The organism is Paraburkholderia dinghuensis (assembly GCF_003837865.1).
Taxonomy (GTDB): domain Bacteria; phylum Pseudomonadota; class Gammaproteobacteria; order Burkholderiales; family Burkholderiaceae; genus Paraburkholderia; species Paraburkholderia dinghuensis.
On sequence record NZ_RQIS01000012.1, the window covers coordinates 25,395 to 40,885 of the forward strand.

Sequence of the window (15,491 nt, forward strand, 5' to 3'; positions counted from 1 at the left end):
TCGGGGTTGGTTTGAAACTTGCGTCCTCGTTGTGCGCGTATTGTAGCCAGCGCGTTACAATCGACCGAAACATTCGACGGAATTCCATGGAACTGTCTTTCGTAAAGCTCTCTGCGAACCGCCCGCACGCCGCCGCACGGCGCCTGCCTGGTGCCACCGGCGCCCGTCGTCTCATCGGCGCGGCGGTGCTCGCGGCCTGGGCGTTGACCACGTCGAGCGCGTATGCGCAGGATCCGGCCCTCGATACGGACGACACTTCCGTCTCGATGCCGGATGCATTCGGCCCCGCGACCGCGGACGAGAAGAAAGATGTGCCCAACATCGCGCTGTCGAGCCAGATCGTCTATCAGGTGCTCGCTGCCGAGATCGCGCTGCAGCGGGACCAGCCAGCGCCCGCTTTTCAGACGTACCTCGAACTGGCGCGCGACACGCACGATCCTCGCATGGCACAGCGCGCGACCGAAATCGCGCTTGCCGCGCAGAGCCCGTCCGATGCACTGAACGCCGTCCAGCTCTGGCAGCAGTACGCACCCGATTCGGACCGCGCCGCGCAACTCGATGCGTCTCTGCTCATACTGTCCGGCCGCCCCGAAGACGCCCAGCCGCTGCTCGCGCGCGAACTGGCGAACGTTCCGGCGGAAAACCGCGGCGGAGCGATCGTTTCGCTGCAATTGCTGGTCTCGCGCGGCCCGAATCGCGCTGGCGGCCTGACGGTGTTGAAGGATCTGCTGAAGGACGACATGGAGCGCCCCGAGGCGCAACTCGCGATCGGCCGTCAGCAACTGCTCGCCGACGATCTGCCCGGCGCGCGCAAGTCGTTTGAAAAGGCGCTCTCGCTCAAGCCAGACTACCTGCCCGCAGCCCTGATGCTCACGCAGATGGGTCCGGATGAGCGCAAAGAAGGCATCGCAGCGATCGAAAGTTATGTGCAGCGGAACCCGAAGTCGCGCGAAGGGCGACTCGCGCTCGCGCAGACGTACCTCGCGACCGAACGCCTCGACGACGCACAAAAGCAGTTCGAGGTCTTGCACAAGGACAATCCGGGCGACCTGATGCCGCTGATGGCGCTCGCGCTCATCGGCGTGCAGCAGAAGAAGTACGACGTCGCGCAGAAGTATCTGGTGCAGTACACGCAGCTCGCGGACAAGACGCCGGGCGCGGACCCGGGCCAGGGCTACATCTACCTCGCGCAACTCGCGATCGAACAAAAGGACGACGCCGCGGCGCAGAAGTGGCTCGACAAGATCGGCCCGAACAGCCAGCAGTACGTTCCGGCCCAGATCACGCACGCGCAGATGCTCGACAAGTCGGGTAAAACCGACGACGCGCGTCGTCTGCTGGCCAGCATCCAGACCGACGATCCGCGCGACCAGGCGGCGATCGCCCGCACGGACGCCTCGATCCTGTTCGACGCGAAGCGCTTTCCGGAGGCGGAAACGCGGCTCGCGAAGGCAGTAAGCGACTTCCCCGACGACCCCGACCTCACCTACGACTACGCGATGGCGGCTGAAAAGAACAGCCACTTCGACGTCATGGAAACGCAACTGCGCAAGCTCATCCAGACGCAACCCGACAATCCGCAGGCCTACAACGCACTCGGTTATTCGCTCGCGGACCGCAATCTGCGCCTGCAGGAAGCGGACAAGCTGGTGGAGAAGGCATCGTCGCTCGCACCCAACGACGCGTTCATCATGGACAGCGTGGGCTGGGTGAAGTACCGCCTCGGCAACAATGCCGACGCGATCAAGCTGCTGCGCAAGGCGTACAGCATGCAGCCGAACGCCGAAATTGGAGCGCACCTCGGCGAGGTGTTGTGGAAGAACGGCGATCAGGACGCCGCACGTGCGGCGTGGCGTGAGGCGCGCAAGCTCGAACCCGACAATGACACGCTCCTGAAGACGCTCAAGCGCCTCCAGGTAAACGATCTCTGATGTCCCGTTGATGCCTGATTACCGTCAGATTTTGCGTCCCGCCGCTCCGGCTTCTCGTTGCGAGCACCTCGTGTGGCGCACGGCACTCGGCGTGGCGACGGCCGCACTGTTCGCGCTTGCGGGTTGCGCGACGCAGCCGCCACACGAGCCGTCCACTTCGAACGCCACGACTTCCCTCACCACGCAGACGACCCGCGCCTATCATGGCCGTTTCGCCGTGCAGTACGTCGACCGGTACGGCCAGGAGCGCAATGCTTACGGCAACTTCGACTGGCGCGAAACCGGCTCGACAGTGACGCTGCAACTGCTCAATCCGCTCGGGCAGACGCTCGCGATCGTGACGTCTTCGCCCGCGCAAGCGACGCTCGAATTGCCGAACCGGCAGCCGCTCACCGCCGACAACGTGTCGACGCTGATGCAGCAGGCGCTCGGTTTCGCGTTGCCGGTCGAGGGTCTGCGTTACTGGCTTCAGCCGTCTGTCGCGCCCACTTCCAGCGCGCAAACGACGGACGATCCGCAGAATCCGTCGCGTCTCGCGCAGATCGAACAGGATGGCTGGACCATCCACTACACGGCCTACGCCGACGCGCCCGCAACCGGCGTCAGGCTCCTCAACCTCAAGCGCGAAGACCCGCCGCTCCAGATCAAGCTCGTGCTCGACCAATGAACGGGTCGGGTACGTCACACGCATCATGATGACCGAAACTCAAGACTCGCTGCGCGGCTGCCTCGCGCCCGCGAAACTCAATCTTTTTCTGCACATCACGGGCCGCCGCGCCGACGGCTACCACAACCTGCAGACCGTGTTCCAACTGCTCGACTGGGGCGACACGCTGCACTTCAAGCGTCGCAACGATGGTCGCATCACGCGCACGACTGCGGTCGAAGGTGTCAGCGCCGAACAGGACCTCACCGTTCGCGCGGCAACGCTGCTCAAGCAGCACACCGGCACGCAGGAGGGCGTCGAAATCGACATCGAAAAGCGTCTGCCGATGGGTGCGGGTCTCGGCGGCGGCAGTTCCGACGCGGCAACGACGCTGCTTGCGCTCAACCGCCTGTGGAAACTTCACCTCACGCGCGACGAACTGCAGTCGCTCGCGCTGAAACTTGGCGCCGACGTACCGTTCTTCGTGTTCGGGAAAAATGCGTTTGCGGAGGGTGTCGGAGAAGCGCTCGAGGCTGTACAATTGCCCCCGCGTCATTTTCTGGTGGTGACGCCGCAGGTACATGTTCCAACCGCCGCGGTTTTTTGCGAAAAATCGTTGACAAGGGACACGAAGCCCTGCACAATTGCAGTCTTTCTTGCGCAGCAAGCAACGCAGAAGGGTTGGCCGGAAAGCTTCGGTCAAAACGACATGCAAGCGGTTGTCGCAGAGAAATACGCGGAAGTAGCGCAGGTGCTTCGATGGTTTGACCAGAATGTCGAATGCGTCGTGCCAGCGCGGATGACCGGATCGGGCGCGAGTGTTTTTGCAGCGTTTTCGAGTCGGGCCGAAGCAGAAGCGGCGCAAGCCAAACTGCCGGAGTCCTGGCGAAGCGCAGTGACATCGAGTCTGGATACCCATCCACTCTTCGCTTTCGCGGCATAGTTTTAGCGTCGCTGGACGGCCCTACCCGGACAGCTGCGCACAAAGTTGAGTGTAGGGGAGTCGCCAAGTTGGTTAAGGCACCGGATTTTGATTCCGGCATGCGAGGGTTCGAGTCCTTCCTCCCCTGCCAAAGATTTCTGCAGAAACGCCTGCAGTAATTCTCGTAGTTACTCTTGTAGTTCCTCTCGTCCCCAAGTCCGCAGCAGGTGCATGATGAGCAGCCATGACGGCCTGATGGTTTTTACTGGCAACGCAAATCCCGCGCTTGCACAGGAAGTCGTCAAGATCCTCGGTATTCCCCTCGGCAAGGCTATGGTTAGCCGTTTCTCCGACGGTGAAATCCAGGTCGAAATCCAGGAAAACGTGCGCGGCAAGGACGTCTTCGTCCTGCAATCGACGTGCGCGCCGACCAACGACAACCTGATGGAACTGATGATCATGGTCGATGCGCTCAAGCGCGCATCCGCAGGCCGGATCACCGCCGCCATCCCCTACTTCGGCTACGCCCGTCAGGACCGCCGCCCGCGTTCGGCGCGCGTCGCCATCTCGGCGAAGGTCGTGGCGAACATGCTGGAAATCGCCGGCGTCGAGCGGATCATCACGATGGATCTGCACGCCGACCAGATTCAGGGCTTCTTCGACATCCCCGTCGACAACATCTACGCCACGCCTGTGCTGCTCGGCGATCTGCGCAAGCAGAACTACGAGAACCTGCTGGTCGTGTCGCCGGACGTTGGCGGCGTGGTGCGCGCACGTGCGCTCGCCAAGCAACTCAACTGCGATCTCGCGATCATCGACAAGCGTCGTCCGAAGGCGAACGTCGCCGAAGTGATGAACATCATCGGTGAAGTCGAAGGCCGCACCTGCGTGATCATGGACGACATGGTCGACACCGCCGGCACGCTCTGCAAAGCCGCGCAAGTGCTGAAAGAACGCGGCGCGAAGAAGGTGTTCGCTTACGCCACGCACCCGGTTCTCTCGGGTGGCGCGGGCGAGCGTATCGCCGCTTCGGCGCTCGACGAACTCGTCGTCACCGACACCATTCCGCTCGGCTCCGAGGCACGTTCGTGCGCGAAGATCCGCTCGCTGTCGAGCGCCGGACTGCTGGCCGAAACGTTCTCGCGTATCCGTCGCGGTGACTCGGTGATGTCGCTCTTCGCAGAAAGCTAAAGAGATTCGCGCCTGGGCGCGGCATTCGCAAGGATGCCGCGCCCAGGCGCAATTAGCGCAAACGAACGAAGGTTTGCGCTCTATCGCAGGGGGCCTTCAGGCGAAAAATTGCCGAAAAGGCCCCGTTTTACTGCCTGGTCGCGGGCAGTGCATTGGAGAAAATATGAAAGTCATCGCTTTCGAGCGTAACCTGCAAGGTACGGGTGCGAGCCGCCGCCTGCGCAATGCTGGCAAGACCCCTGGCATCGTTTACGGTGTCGGCGCCGAGCCGCAGCTGATCGAAGTCGATCACAACGCGCTTTGGCACGCCCTGAAGAAGGAAGCCTTCCACTCGTCGATCCTCGACCTTGAAGTGGCCGGCAAGTCGCAGCAAGTGCTGCTGCGCGACGTGCAATACCACCCGTTCCGTCAGCTCGTGCTGCACGTGGACTTCCAGCGTGTCGATCCGAGCAAGAAGATCCACACGAAGGTGCCACTGCACTTCATGAACCAGGAAACGAACCCGGCCGTCAAGCTGTCGGGCGCGATCATTTCGCACGTCCTGAACGAAATCGAAGTTGTGTGCCTGCCGGGCGCGCTGCCCGAATTCGTCGAAGTTGACCTCGCGAAGATCGAAGCTGGTCAGACGCTGCACGCCAAGGACATCGCACTGCCCGCCGGCGTGACGCTCGTCGCTCACGTTGAAGTGGAAAACCCGGTGGTCGCTTCGGCGACGGTTCCGGCCGGTGCCGTGGCGGCAGCCGAAGGCGAAGAAGCAGCAGCCGAGTAAGCTGCGGCACACAAGCCGATATCCTCTCGATCCGTTTCAATGAAACGGTCGACGTAACCCGCCGCGGTTCCACCTCGGCGGGTTTTTTTTCGTGTTCTTTCCGTGCGGTATGCACGCATTCTTGCGCGCATTTCTGCATATCGGGCAACCGCACATGATCAAGTTGATCGTCGGACTCGGCAATCCCGGCGCCGAATACACCGCGACGCGCCACAACGCCGGCTTCTGGTTCGTGGACCAGCTCGCGCGCGAAGCCGGCACGTCGCTGCGCGACGAGCGGCGCTTCCACGGCCATTACGCGAAGGCGCGGCTCTACGGCGAGGAAGTGCATCTGCTCGAGCCGCAGACCTACATGAACCGGTCGGGCCAGTCGGTCGTCGCGCTTGCACACTTTTTCAAGATCCTGCCCGATGAGATTCTCGTCGCGCACGACGAACTCGACCTGCCGCCCGGTGCCGTCAAGCTCAAGCTCGGCGGCGGTAGTGGTGGCCACAACGGTCTGAAGGACATTTCCGCGCATCTGTCGACGCAGCAGTACTGGCGGCTTCGAATCGGCATCGGGCATCCGCGCGACCTGATTCCCGAAAGCGCGCGTGCGGGCGCAAAGCCCGACGTCGCGAACTTCGTGCTCAAGCCGCCGCGCAAAGAAGAGCAGGATGTGGTCGACGCGTCGATCGAACGCGCGCTCGCCGTGATGCCGACGTTCGTGAAGGGCGAAACCGAACGCGCAGTGATGCTGCTGCATCGCAATGGTTAATGGGAGAGTGTCTTGAGTCGTTACTGGAGTGACATCGTCCACCGTCTCGTGCCGTACGTGCCGGGCGAACAACCCGCGCTCGCGAAGCCGGTGAAACTCAACACCAACGAGAATCCGTACCCGCCGTCGCCGCGCGTGGTGGAGGCGATTCGCGCGGAACTCGGCGACCACGGCGAATCGCTGCGTCGCTATCCCGATCCGGTGTCGAAGCGGCTGCGTGCAGCCGTTGCCGCGCATCATGGACTGAACACCGATCAGGTATTCGTCGGCAACGGCTCCGACGAGGTGCTCGCGCACGCGTTCCAGGCGCTGCTCAAGCACGACTTGCCGCTCCTCTTTCCCGACATCACCTACAGCTTCTACCCGACTTACGCACGGCTCTACGACGTGCAGTACCGTACCGTGCCGCTCGACGATGCTTTCGCGATCCGCATCGAGGACTACGCGCAGCCGAACGGCGGCGTGATTTTCCCGAACCCGAACGCGCCGACCGGCCACGCACTGCCGCTCGCACAGATAGAAAAGCTCGTCGCCGCGAATACGGAATCGGTGGTTGTGATCGACGAGGCCTATGTCGATTTCGGCGCCGAATCGGCGATCGCGCTGATCGACCGCTATCCGAACCTGCTCGTCGTGCACACGACGTCGAAGTCGCGCTCGCTCGCGGGCATGCGCGTAGGTTTCGCGTTCGGTCACGCCGATCTGATCGACGCCCTCAACCGCGTGAAGGACAGCTTCAATTCGTATCCGCTAGACCGTCTGGCGCAAGCGGCCGCGACGGCCGCGTATGAAGACGCCGACTGGCTGCGCACGACCAGCTCACGCGTGATGGCGAGCCGCGAAAAGCTCACGGCCGCGCTTGTGCAATTGGGCTTCGAAGTCGTGCCATCGGCGGCGAACTTTGTGTTCGCGCGCCATCCGCAGCATGACGCGGTGCTCATCAGCACGAAGCTCCGTGAGCAGGAGATCTTCGTGCGGCACTTCAACGCACCGCGTGTGAACCAGCATTTGCGCATCTCGATCGGTACCGACGCCGAATGCGACACACTCGTCGCAGCGCTAAAGGACATCGTGAAATAGCGTGCCCGCTGCATGCATGGCCAAAAAAAAACGCGCCCATGGGCGCGTTTTTTATACCGCACGCGAAGACGCTGTTCAGCCCTTCTTCGCCGCCATGAGCGCGTGATACTTCTGCATCAACTGCTCGGGCGATTCGAGGTGCTCAGGATCGCGCGGGATGCACTCCACCGGACACACCTGGATGCACTGCGGTTCACCGTAGTGGCCGACACACTCAGTACATTTGTCCGGATCGATCACGTAGATTTCCGGGCCCATCGAAATCGCGTCGTTCGGGCACTCGGGCTCGCAGACGTCGCAATTGATGCACTCGTCGGTAATCATCAGGGCCATGCTTTTCTCACTTCATGCCGGCTCGGGGCCGACGTCGTTGCTGAGCCCTTAAGTTTACGCGGGTTTGCATCGACGCGCTGTCGGACCCTCACGCGCGCGGGGCTAATCCCGAAACCTTGTCCCGCAAACGCTTTTCCACCGACGGGAACACGAATTTGCTCACGTCGCCACCCAACTGGGCGATTTCTCGCACGATAGTGCCGGAAATGAACTGATATTGATCCGAAGGCGTCATGAACATCGTCTCGACGTCGGGCAACAGATAGCGGTTCATACCCGCCATCTGGAACTCGTATTCGAAATCCGATACCGCGCGCAGACCCCGAACGATCACGCGCGCGTTGTTGCTGCGCACGAAATCCTTCAGCAACCCCTTGAAGCTCATCACCTGCACGTTCGCGTAGTGGCCGAGAACCTCGTGGGCAATATCGAGCCGCTCTTCAAGCGTGAAGAAGGGCTTCTTGTTGCGGCTGTCGGCGACGCCTACCACCAGCGTGTCGAAGATGCTCGACGCACGCCGCACGAGATCTTCATGACCGCGCGTGAGCGGATCGAAGGTACCGGGGTACACGGCGACTACCATGAGGCTTCTCCTCTCAACATAAATGGGGCGCAATACATTGATACGCTGCCGGATCGCTCCGTTCGTGCGCGCCGCGATGCTGGCGCACGGACTTGCCTCGCGATGAGTCCGCCCGCCGCTTCGCTATCGAACGCGCATTATTCCTCATTTTCGCGCTGCAGCAAATGATAGAAGACAGCCCCCGCCTTGCCCTCGCGCACCACGCTCCAGCCCGCCAGCTCCGGCCGCGCTGCCGGATCGAGGCGCTCGCCGGACTCGACGTAGAGGCGACCACCCGGCGCGACGAGCGGTGCAGCGACTACCAGCGCGCGCGTGAGGAGCGCGGCGTCGCCGAACGGCGGATCGAGGAACACCACATCGAACGAACCCGCGGCAAGACTGGCGGCGAGCCGCAACGCGTCGGCTTCGGCAATTTCGATCGTTCGCGCCGCGAGGCGCGCCTGATTCGCGCGCAGTTGCGCGGCAGCGCGCGCATTGCGCTCGATCATCACGACGCGCGCGGCTCCACGCGACGCCGCTTCGAAGCCGAGCGCGCCGCTGCCTGCGAAGACATCGAGACAGCGCTGGCCGTCGAGTTGCTGGCCGAGCCAGTTGAAGAGCGTCTCGCGCACGCGGTCGGGCGTGGGTCGCAGGCCGTCGAGATCGAGCACGGGCAGTGGCGTGCGCTTCCAGTCGCCGCCGATGATGCGGATCGCGTGCGCGCCGCCGCGCGCGGCCTTGCCCGGTGCTGCGGGCGAAACGGACCGGGCGCCGGACGGACGTGAAGATGGGGAACGGGGCATGCGTTTTTCTATGCGGCTTTAGAGTATCTGGGCGACGCGACACGCGCGCCACCCCCCTGATGCGCGAACGTTACCACAGCCCTGCATTTACGCCGCACTGGTACCGCAACGACGCGGACCAGGACGCCTGATAAAATGCCATGTTTTCCGCGCGTTGCCGCCTTTTCCCCGACGTCGACGACCGCTCCCCGGTCTGACCCGCAACGCGCCTCCACGACCCCAGATCATGTTCAGTTTCTTCAAACGACTCCGCGGCACAAAGGCCGAAGAGAACGCACAGGCCGAAGCCGCGGACGCCGCCGCGACCGACGCAGCAGCCGAGGTCGAATCCGGGGCACCTTCGCCAGCGGAACAGCTCGCACAAGCAGCCCAGCCCGCGGCGACGCCCCCGCAAGCTGCTACCACCGTTGCCGTCGAGGCCGTTGAAATCGTCCCGCCGCCAGCACCCGAGGCCGCCGCGAAGCAGTCCTGGCTCTCGCGCCTGAAATCAGGCCTCGCAAAAACGAGTTCGAACCTCACGAGCATCTTCGTCAACGCGAAGATCGACGACGAGCTCTACGAGGAACTCGAAACGGCGCTCCTGATGTCGGACGCGGGCGTCGACGCGACCGAATACCTGCTGGAGACGCTGCGCCAGAAAGTACGCGCCGAGCGCCTCACGGACGCGCAGCAGGTGAAGATTGCGCTGCGGCAGTTGCTCATCGATCTGCTGGCGCCGCTCGAAAAATCGCTCATGCTCGGCCGTGCACAGCCGCTCGTGATGATGATCGCGGGCGTGAACGGTGCCGGCAAGACGACGAGCATCGGCAAGCTGGCGAAACATCTGCAGCACTTCGACCAGTCGGTGCTGCTCGCCGCTGGCGACACGTTCCGCGCCGCTGCGCGCGAACAACTCGCCATCTGGGGCGAGCGCAACAACGTGACGGTCGTCGCGCAGGAAAGCGGCGACCCGGCCGCCGTGATCTTCGACGCCGTGAGCGCGGCGCGCGCCCGCGGCATCAACGTGGTGATGGCCGACACGGCCGGCCGCCTGCCGACACAGCTTCACCTGATGGACGAGCTGAAGAAGGTCAAGCGCGTGATCGGCAAGGCGCTCGACGGCGCGCCGCATGAAGTACTGCTCGTGATCGACGCGAACACGGGCCAGAACGCGTTGGCGCAGGTGAAGGCATTCGATGACGCACTCGGCCTGACGGGCCTCATCGTCACGAAGCTCGACGGCACGGCAAAGGGCGGGATCCTCGCGGCAATCGCGCGTCAGCGTCCGGTGCCGGTGTATTTCATCGGTGTGGGCGAGACGGTCGAGGACCTGCAGCCGTTCAGTGCGGAAGAATTCGCCGACGCGCTGCTCGGCAGCTGAGCTGCTGCAACGTCATTACAAAAAGGGCGTCGTTCTCCGGAACGACGCCCTTTTTTCATGCATGCGCGAGGTTCACACCCGGTGTATCACTCCGAGTCGGGCTGCGCGCCCGGCGCGGCTTTCGCGAACGCATCGAGTTGCGACGCGTAGTCGCTAATGCGCTGGATCGTCGGATAACGCGTCGTGTCGATCTTGAAGCGATTCGCGTTGAAGACCTGCGGAACGAGGCACAGATCGGCGATGGTGGGCGTGTCGCCGTAACAAAGCTTGCCCGTGCGCGGATCGTTCGCAAGGCGCTGCTCGAGCGACTCGAACCCCGACTCAACCCAGTGGCGATACCACGCGTCTTTCGCGGCATCGTCGACGCCCAGCGTGTGTTTCACGTACTTCAGCACGCGCAGGTTGTTAAGCGGATGAATCTCGCACGCCACCTGCAGCGCCAGCGCGCGCACGTGCGCACGGTCCGCGAGGGCCTTCGGCAAGAGCGGCGGCTCAGGGTGCGTTTCCTCGAGATACTCGATGATCGCGAGCGATTGCTGGATTGCGTGCTGTTCGTCGTCGATCAGCGTCGGCACGATGCCGTCCGGGTTGATCTGCCGATAGTCCGGCTTCAGTTGCTCGCCGCCATCGCGCAGCAGATGCACCGGCACGTACTCGTATGACAGACCCTTCAGGTTCAGCGCGATACGCACGCGGTACGCCGCCGAACTGCGGAAATAGCTGTAAAGCTTCATGCTCCTCTCGTTCTCCTTATGAATTCTTGCGCTGCGCTCACACCACGCGCACGGCGAACTCGCCGAGCCCTTCGACACCGCCGCGCATCAGATCGCCCTTCACCACTGCGCCAACGCCCTCGGGCGTGCCGGTGTAGATCAGGTCGCCCGCCTTCAACTCGAACAACGTCGAAAGAAACGCGATCGTATCGGCGACCGGCCAGATCATCTGCGAGACGTCTGAGCGCTGCTTGTCCTCGCCGTTCACGGAAAGCCAGATTGCGCCGCGAGCGACCTGCCCGACCTGCGTGACGGGATGAATGGGGCCGATCGGTGCCGAATAGTCGAAACCCTTCGCGATGTCCCACGGACGGCCAAGCTTCTTCGCTTCGGTCTGCAGGTCGCGGCGTGTCATGTCGAGGCCAAGCGCGTAGCCAAATACGTGTTCAAGCGCACTCGCGACGGGGATATCCTTGCCGCCCTTTCCGATCGCCGCGACAAGTTCCATCTCGAAGTGGACGTTCGACGACCGCGCGGGATACGGGAATTCAGCGATCGCGCCAGGGGCGACGTAGAGAATCGCATCGGCCGGTTTTGCGAAGAAAAACGGCGGCTCGCGATCCGGATCGTGGCCCATTTCGCGCGCATGCGCTTCGTAGTTGCGTCCGACGCAATAGATGCGCCGCACCGGGAACTGCTGGTCGCTACCCGCGACCGGCACCGCTGCGGGAGGCGTCGGTTCAAAAGCGTAGGTCATCGGACTCTCCAATCTGCTTGAAACGGCGCGGACCGATCGGCAGCGCGAATTGGCAGTGTAACGCGCGGTGCTTATGCTGCGTGACAGGGCTTGCCTTATGGATAAGGGCGACCTCCGCCGCGCCGAGGCGAGGCGCGGGAAGCACGCCACCGCTGATGCACTCGCGCGCTTGCGGATGCGCAGCCGCGAAAGCGAGCCGTATCGTGAAGGCCTTGGCACGGGACATTCGTCCGCACCTGCGTCGCGCGAGACGCCCTGCCCCCATGCGCGCCTCATGCGATACTTCGAGCATCCCCGCCATTTCAAGACGACCGCAGCCTCCCGCGCATTGCCCGCGCGTGGATGCCAGAGGATCCCGCTTTCCATGAACGCCCCCGATACCCCCGACACCTTTTCCTGCGCCCGATTCATCAAGGAGATCGGCCGCGGACCGAATGGCGCGCGCTCGCTGTCGCCCGAAGACACGCACACGCTTTTCACCGCGATGCTCGATGGCCGCGTGGCCGATCTTGAACTCGGCGCGGTTCTGCTCGCGTACCGGCTGAAGGGCGAAACCGCCGACGAACTCGCCGCGATGCTGGCCGCCGCACACGCGTCGTTCGCGCCGCTGGCATCCCCCGCGTGCGACTATCGCGCGGTCTCGATCCCCAGTTACAACGGCGCGCGCAAACAGCCAAATCTCGTGCCGCTACTCGCGCTGCTGCTCGCGCGCGAAGGCGTTCCTGTGCTTGTCCATGGCGTAAGCACCGATCCGGGGCGTGTCACGAGTGCCGAAATCTTCGCGGAACTGAACCACCCGGCCGCACGCGACCACAGCGACATCGAAACCCAGCTCGCCGAGCGCTGCGTCGCCTTTTCGCCGATCGAAGCGCTCGCGCCGAAGCTCGCACGCCTGCTGGCGCTGCGCCGCCGGATGGGCGTGCGCAACTCGACGCACACGCTCGTGAAGCTGCTGCAGCCGTTCGCGCAGCCGGGACTGCGGCTCGTGAACTACACGCACCCGGCATACCGCGATAGCCTGAGCGCATTGTTCGCGGCGCACCCCGAAGCCGCGACGGGCGGAGCATTGCTCGCGCGCGGTACCGAGGGCGAAGCGGTCGCCGACACGCGCCGCCAGGTGCAAGTCGACTGGCTGCACGACGGTGTCTGCGAAACGCTGATCGAGCCGGAGCGCTCTTCGCCCGATGCCCCCGAAGTCACGCTGCCCGAGGACCGCGATGCGTCCACGACGGCGGCCTGGACCGAAGCGGTGCTGCGCGGCGATGTGCCGGTGCCGACGGCGATTGCGCTTCAGATTGAGACGATCATGCGCATCGCGAAGCGCTGAACGCAGCGGCGCATCAACAACGCCATCGGCACACACCGGCACCTGTTCGCGCCGATCCCCATGATTTTCGAGATCACTCGGCAGTAAATTCGCTGTTGACACAAGCGCCCGTCCGGACTTAAATTGGACAAATGCGTTCCCTCCCGAACACCCTCCGAATTACCTTCGGCCGCCTAGCGGCCCTATCGCTACGTCTAGCGTAAGCCAGGCGTAGCGCTGCGCGTCCACCTCTCCGGAAGCGCAGTCCTCCCAAGCAGTTCCCGCAGTACCTCCAAACCGTAGTTCCTTTTACAACCTGTCTGTCGTCTGCATTCGTCCGTTTACCGTTCGGACGAACCGCGAGGATCAAAATGCACGTTGCATGGGCGGCTTTTGCCACATCGATCACGTTTGCTTCCGGAGCGGCCACCGCCGCCGCGTTTGCATTCGCCATCGTCGCCCGTTCGCTCGATGTTTCGCGCACCGTGCACCGCCGCCAGAGGACCAGCCGCCCGCTGCCGGCCGCCATCGCACACGACAGAACGAACGAGACTCGCCATGTTGCGTAACCCTGCCGAGAAGTACCGTCCCTTCCCCGCCATCCGTTTGAACGGCCGCCGATGGCCGACCCGCACCATCGAGCGCGCGCCGGTCTGGATGAGCACCGACCTGCGCGACGGCAATCAGTCGCTCATCGAGCCGATGAGCATTGCGCAAAAGACCGAATTCTTCGACATGCTGGTCGCGATCGGCTTCAAGGAAATCGAAGTCGGATTCCCGTCTGCCTCGCAGACCGACTTCGATTTCGTGCGCAAGCTGATCGAGGAGATGCGCATCCCCGACGATGTGACGATCGAAGTGCTCGTGCAGTCGCGTGAAGACCTGATCGCGCGCACGTTCGAGGCGCTCGACGGCGCGCCGCGCGCGATCGTGCACCTCTACAACGCGATCTGCCCATCGTTCCGCAAGATCGTGTTCGGGCAATCGAAGGATGAGGTCAAGGCGCTCGCCGTGGAAGGCACGCGCATCGTCCGCGAGCACGCCGACGCGCGCCCCGGCACGCACTGGACCTACGAGTACTCGCCCGAAACGTTCAGCATGGCTGAGCTTTCGTTCGCGCGCGAAGTCTGCGACGCCGTCGCGCAGACCTGGCGCCCGACCCGCGATCACAAGATGATCGTCAATCTTCCGGCCACGGTCGAAGCCGCGACGCCGAACGTCTACGCCGACCAGATCGAGTGGATGGACCGCAACCTCGCGTACCGCGACAGCATCGTGCTCTCCGTGCATCCGCACAACGATCGCGGCACGGCTGTCGCCGCCGCCGAGATGGCGCTGCTCGCGGGCGCGGACCGCATCGAAGGCTGTCTGTTCGGCAACGGCGAGCGCACGGGCAACGTCGACCTCGTCACCCTCGCGATGAACCTCTACACGCAGGGCGTCGATCCGGGCCTCGACTTCTCCGACATCGACGCCGTGCGCCGCGTTGTCGAGCGCTGCAATCAATTGCCGGTGCATCCGCGCCACCCGTATGCGGGCGACCTCGTGTTCACCGCGTTCTCCGGCTCGCATCAGGACGCGATCCGCAAGGGCTTCGCGCAGCAGCAGCCCGGCGCGCTCTGGGAAGTGCCCTATCTCCCGATCGATCCCGCCGACCTCGGACGCAGCTACGACGCGGTGATCCGCGTGAACAGCCAGTCGGGCAAGGGCGGCGCGACGTATCTGCTCGAACGCGGCATGGGGTTCACGCCGCCGCGCCGCGTGCAGATCGAGTTCAGCCACGCCGTGCAGGCGGCCGCCGACGACTCGGGTGAAGAAGTCACCGGCGACGCCATCTGCGCACTCTTCGCGCGTGAATACTTCGAGACACGCGGTCCGGCGGCGCAAGTTGGCGCGGGCCGCGTGCGCTGGCAGGGCCGCGACATCGCGGTGCCGGCGTCGGCCGAGAGCCATGAGGCGTATGCGCAGGCCGTCGTGGCCGCCATTGCGGCGGCATCGGGTGAGGCGATCGAGATCACGTCGTTCGAAACCGCGCGTACGGCGCAGGGCGCTACGGCGATGTTCATCGGATGCCGCGTCGGCGCGCAGGCGATCCGTCACGGCGTGGGAATCGCCGACGACGCCGCACACGCGACGATCGCCGCCGTCGTGAGCGGTGTGAACCGCGCGTCGTGGCCGCCTGTCGATCGGCGCGCCGCGGCCTGACGCGACAAGGCAGGCGTACGCCGCCCGGAACAGTTCAGCGGGGGGCGGCTCAAATCAGGAAGTCCGGCGGGAGATGCAGCAGGTGGCGTAGTTGGGCGCCAGGGGCCAAACAGGTCGCTGGCGCAAGCCCGGAGCGTTCAGAAGACGCTCTGGAAA

At 63.9% G+C, this 15,491-nt stretch carries 15 protein-coding genes and 1 tRNA gene; 11 read left to right on the plus strand and 5 right to left on the minus strand.

Annotated features, from left to right (window positions below; all coding sequences use genetic code 11):
* Window positions 1-86: 86 nt before the first annotated feature.
* The 8 genes from D1Y85_RS17050 to hisC all read left to right on the plus strand — a co-directional run bounded on the left by D1Y85_RS17050 (window position 87) and on the right by hisC (window position 7,296).
* The gene (locus tag D1Y85_RS17050; RefSeq protein WP_124152258.1) at window positions 87-1,931 is read left to right on the plus strand and encodes a tetratricopeptide repeat protein; all 1,845 of its coding nucleotides are present in this window, start codon (window positions 87-89) and stop codon (window positions 1,929-1,931) included.
* Between the two features lie 10 nt (window positions 1,932-1,941).
* The gene (gene lolB / locus D1Y85_RS17055) at window positions 1,942-2,598 is read left to right on the plus strand and encodes a lipoprotein insertase outer membrane protein LolB (RefSeq protein ID WP_124152259.1); all 657 of its coding nucleotides are present in this window, start codon (window positions 1,942-1,944) and stop codon (window positions 2,596-2,598) included.
* A gap of 28 nt (window positions 2,599-2,626) precedes the next feature.
* Window positions 2,627-3,520, plus strand: a complete 894-nt coding sequence (gene ispE / locus D1Y85_RS17060) for a 4-(cytidine 5'-diphospho)-2-C-methyl-D-erythritol kinase (RefSeq protein ID WP_124152260.1) — start codon at window positions 2,627-2,629, stop codon at window positions 3,518-3,520.
* 53 nt (window positions 3,521-3,573) lie between these two features.
* Window positions 3,574-3,650 (plus strand) — tRNA-Gln (locus D1Y85_RS17065).
* 83 nt (window positions 3,651-3,733) lie between these two features.
* Entirely contained in the window at window positions 3,734-4,690 is a 957-nt protein-coding gene (locus D1Y85_RS17070) for a ribose-phosphate pyrophosphokinase (RefSeq protein WP_124152410.1), read from the plus strand.
* A 163-nt stretch (window positions 4,691-4,853) separates the two neighbouring features.
* Window positions 4,854-5,459 carry a 50S ribosomal protein L25/general stress protein Ctc gene (locus D1Y85_RS17075; protein ID WP_124152261.1) on the plus strand — a complete coding sequence of 202 codons (606 nt, stop codon included), beginning with the start codon at window positions 4,854-4,856 and terminating at the stop codon, window positions 5,457-5,459.
* A gap of 154 nt (window positions 5,460-5,613) precedes the next feature.
* Window positions 5,614-6,216: an aminoacyl-tRNA hydrolase gene (pth, locus tag D1Y85_RS17080; protein WP_124152262.1), complete on the plus strand. Its 603-nt coding sequence runs from the start codon at window positions 5,614-5,616 to the stop codon at window positions 6,214-6,216.
* A 12-nt stretch (window positions 6,217-6,228) separates the two neighbouring features.
* Complete coding sequence (hisC, locus tag D1Y85_RS17085) at window positions 6,229-7,296, plus strand: histidinol-phosphate transaminase (protein WP_124152263.1); 1,068 nt, start codon at window positions 6,229-6,231, stop codon at window positions 7,294-7,296.
* Between the two features lie 75 nt (window positions 7,297-7,371).
* On the opposite strand, the gene D1Y85_RS17090 is transcribed toward hisC, so the two are convergent.
* The 3 genes from D1Y85_RS17090 to rsmD form a co-directional block, all read right to left on the minus strand.
* Window positions 7,372-7,629 (minus strand): YfhL family 4Fe-4S dicluster ferredoxin, encoded by a 258-nt coding sequence (locus tag D1Y85_RS17090; RefSeq protein ID WP_124152264.1) that lies wholly within the window; start codon window positions 7,627-7,629, stop codon window positions 7,372-7,374.
* Between the two features lie 88 nt (window positions 7,630-7,717).
* A complete protein-coding gene (gene coaD / locus D1Y85_RS17095) occupies window positions 7,718-8,212 on the minus strand; it encodes a pantetheine-phosphate adenylyltransferase (protein WP_124152265.1) in 495 nt (164 codons plus the stop codon).
* A gap of 137 nt (window positions 8,213-8,349) precedes the next feature.
* A complete protein-coding gene (gene rsmD / locus D1Y85_RS17100; RefSeq protein WP_124152266.1) occupies window positions 8,350-8,994 on the minus strand; it encodes a 16S rRNA (guanine(966)-N(2))-methyltransferase RsmD in 645 nt (214 codons plus the stop codon).
* A 226-nt stretch (window positions 8,995-9,220) separates the two neighbouring features.
* Here rsmD and ftsY point away from each other — a divergent pair, with 226 nt between their 5' ends.
* Entirely contained in the window at window positions 9,221-10,354 is a 1,134-nt protein-coding gene (gene ftsY, locus D1Y85_RS17105; protein ID WP_124152267.1) for a signal recognition particle-docking protein FtsY, read from the plus strand.
* A gap of 86 nt (window positions 10,355-10,440) precedes the next feature.
* On the opposite strand, the gene maiA is transcribed toward ftsY, so the two are convergent.
* Window positions 10,441-11,088, minus strand: a complete 648-nt coding sequence (gene maiA / locus D1Y85_RS17110; protein ID WP_124152268.1) for a maleylacetoacetate isomerase — start codon at window positions 11,086-11,088, stop codon at window positions 10,441-10,443.
* Window positions 11,089-11,125: 37 nt separating this feature from the next.
* Entirely contained in the window at window positions 11,126-11,824 is a 699-nt protein-coding gene (locus D1Y85_RS17115; protein ID WP_124152269.1) for a fumarylacetoacetate hydrolase family protein, read from the minus strand.
* A 364-nt stretch (window positions 11,825-12,188) separates the two neighbouring features.
* Here D1Y85_RS17115 and ybiB point away from each other — a divergent pair, with 364 nt between their 5' ends.
* Together ybiB and leuA are read left to right on the plus strand one after the other, a co-directional pair.
* Window positions 12,189-13,151, plus strand: a complete 963-nt coding sequence (ybiB, locus tag D1Y85_RS17120; protein ID WP_124152270.1) for a DNA-binding protein YbiB — start codon at window positions 12,189-12,191, stop codon at window positions 13,149-13,151.
* A 537-nt stretch (window positions 13,152-13,688) separates the two neighbouring features.
* Window positions 13,689-15,335 carry a 2-isopropylmalate synthase gene (leuA, locus tag D1Y85_RS17125; RefSeq protein ID WP_124152271.1) on the plus strand — a complete coding sequence of 549 codons (1,647 nt, stop codon included), beginning with the start codon at window positions 13,689-13,691 and terminating at the stop codon, window positions 15,333-15,335.
* Window positions 15,336-15,491: the final 156 nt, after the last annotated feature.

Coding starts and splice junctions, on each gene's coding strand:
- D1Y85_RS17115 (WP_124152269.1), bottom strand. CDS start 11,824: ATGACCTACGCTTTTGAACCGACGCCTCCCGCAGCGGTGCCGGTCGCG.
- D1Y85_RS17075 (WP_124152261.1), top strand. CDS start 4,854: ATGAAAGTCATCGCTTTCGAGCGTAACCTGCAAGGTACGGGTGCGAGC.
- lolB (WP_124152259.1), top strand. CDS start 1,942: ATGCCTGATTACCGTCAGATTTTGCGTCCCGCCGCTCCGGCTTCTCGT.
- D1Y85_RS17070 (WP_124152410.1), top strand. CDS start 3,734: ATGAGCAGCCATGACGGCCTGATGGTTTTTACTGGCAACGCAAATCCC.
- ispE (WP_124152260.1), top strand. CDS start 2,627: ATGACCGAAACTCAAGACTCGCTGCGCGGCTGCCTCGCGCCCGCGAAA.
- rsmD (WP_124152266.1), bottom strand. CDS start 8,994: ATGCCCCGTTCCCCATCTTCACGTCCGTCCGGCGCCCGGTCCGTTTCG.
- leuA (WP_124152271.1), top strand. CDS start 13,689: ATGTTGCGTAACCCTGCCGAGAAGTACCGTCCCTTCCCCGCCATCCGT.
- ybiB (WP_124152270.1), top strand. CDS start 12,189: ATGAACGCCCCCGATACCCCCGACACCTTTTCCTGCGCCCGATTCATC.
- ftsY (WP_124152267.1), top strand. CDS start 9,221: ATGTTCAGTTTCTTCAAACGACTCCGCGGCACAAAGGCCGAAGAGAAC.
- D1Y85_RS17050 (WP_124152258.1), top strand. CDS start 87: ATGGAACTGTCTTTCGTAAAGCTCTCTGCGAACCGCCCGCACGCCGCC.
- maiA (WP_124152268.1), bottom strand. CDS start 11,088: ATGAAGCTTTACAGCTATTTCCGCAGTTCGGCGGCGTACCGCGTGCGT.
- pth (WP_124152262.1), top strand. CDS start 5,614: ATGATCAAGTTGATCGTCGGACTCGGCAATCCCGGCGCCGAATACACC.
- D1Y85_RS17090 (WP_124152264.1), bottom strand. CDS start 7,629: ATGGCCCTGATGATTACCGACGAGTGCATCAATTGCGACGTCTGCGAG.
- coaD (WP_124152265.1), bottom strand. CDS start 8,212: ATGGTAGTCGCCGTGTACCCCGGTACCTTCGATCCGCTCACGCGCGGT.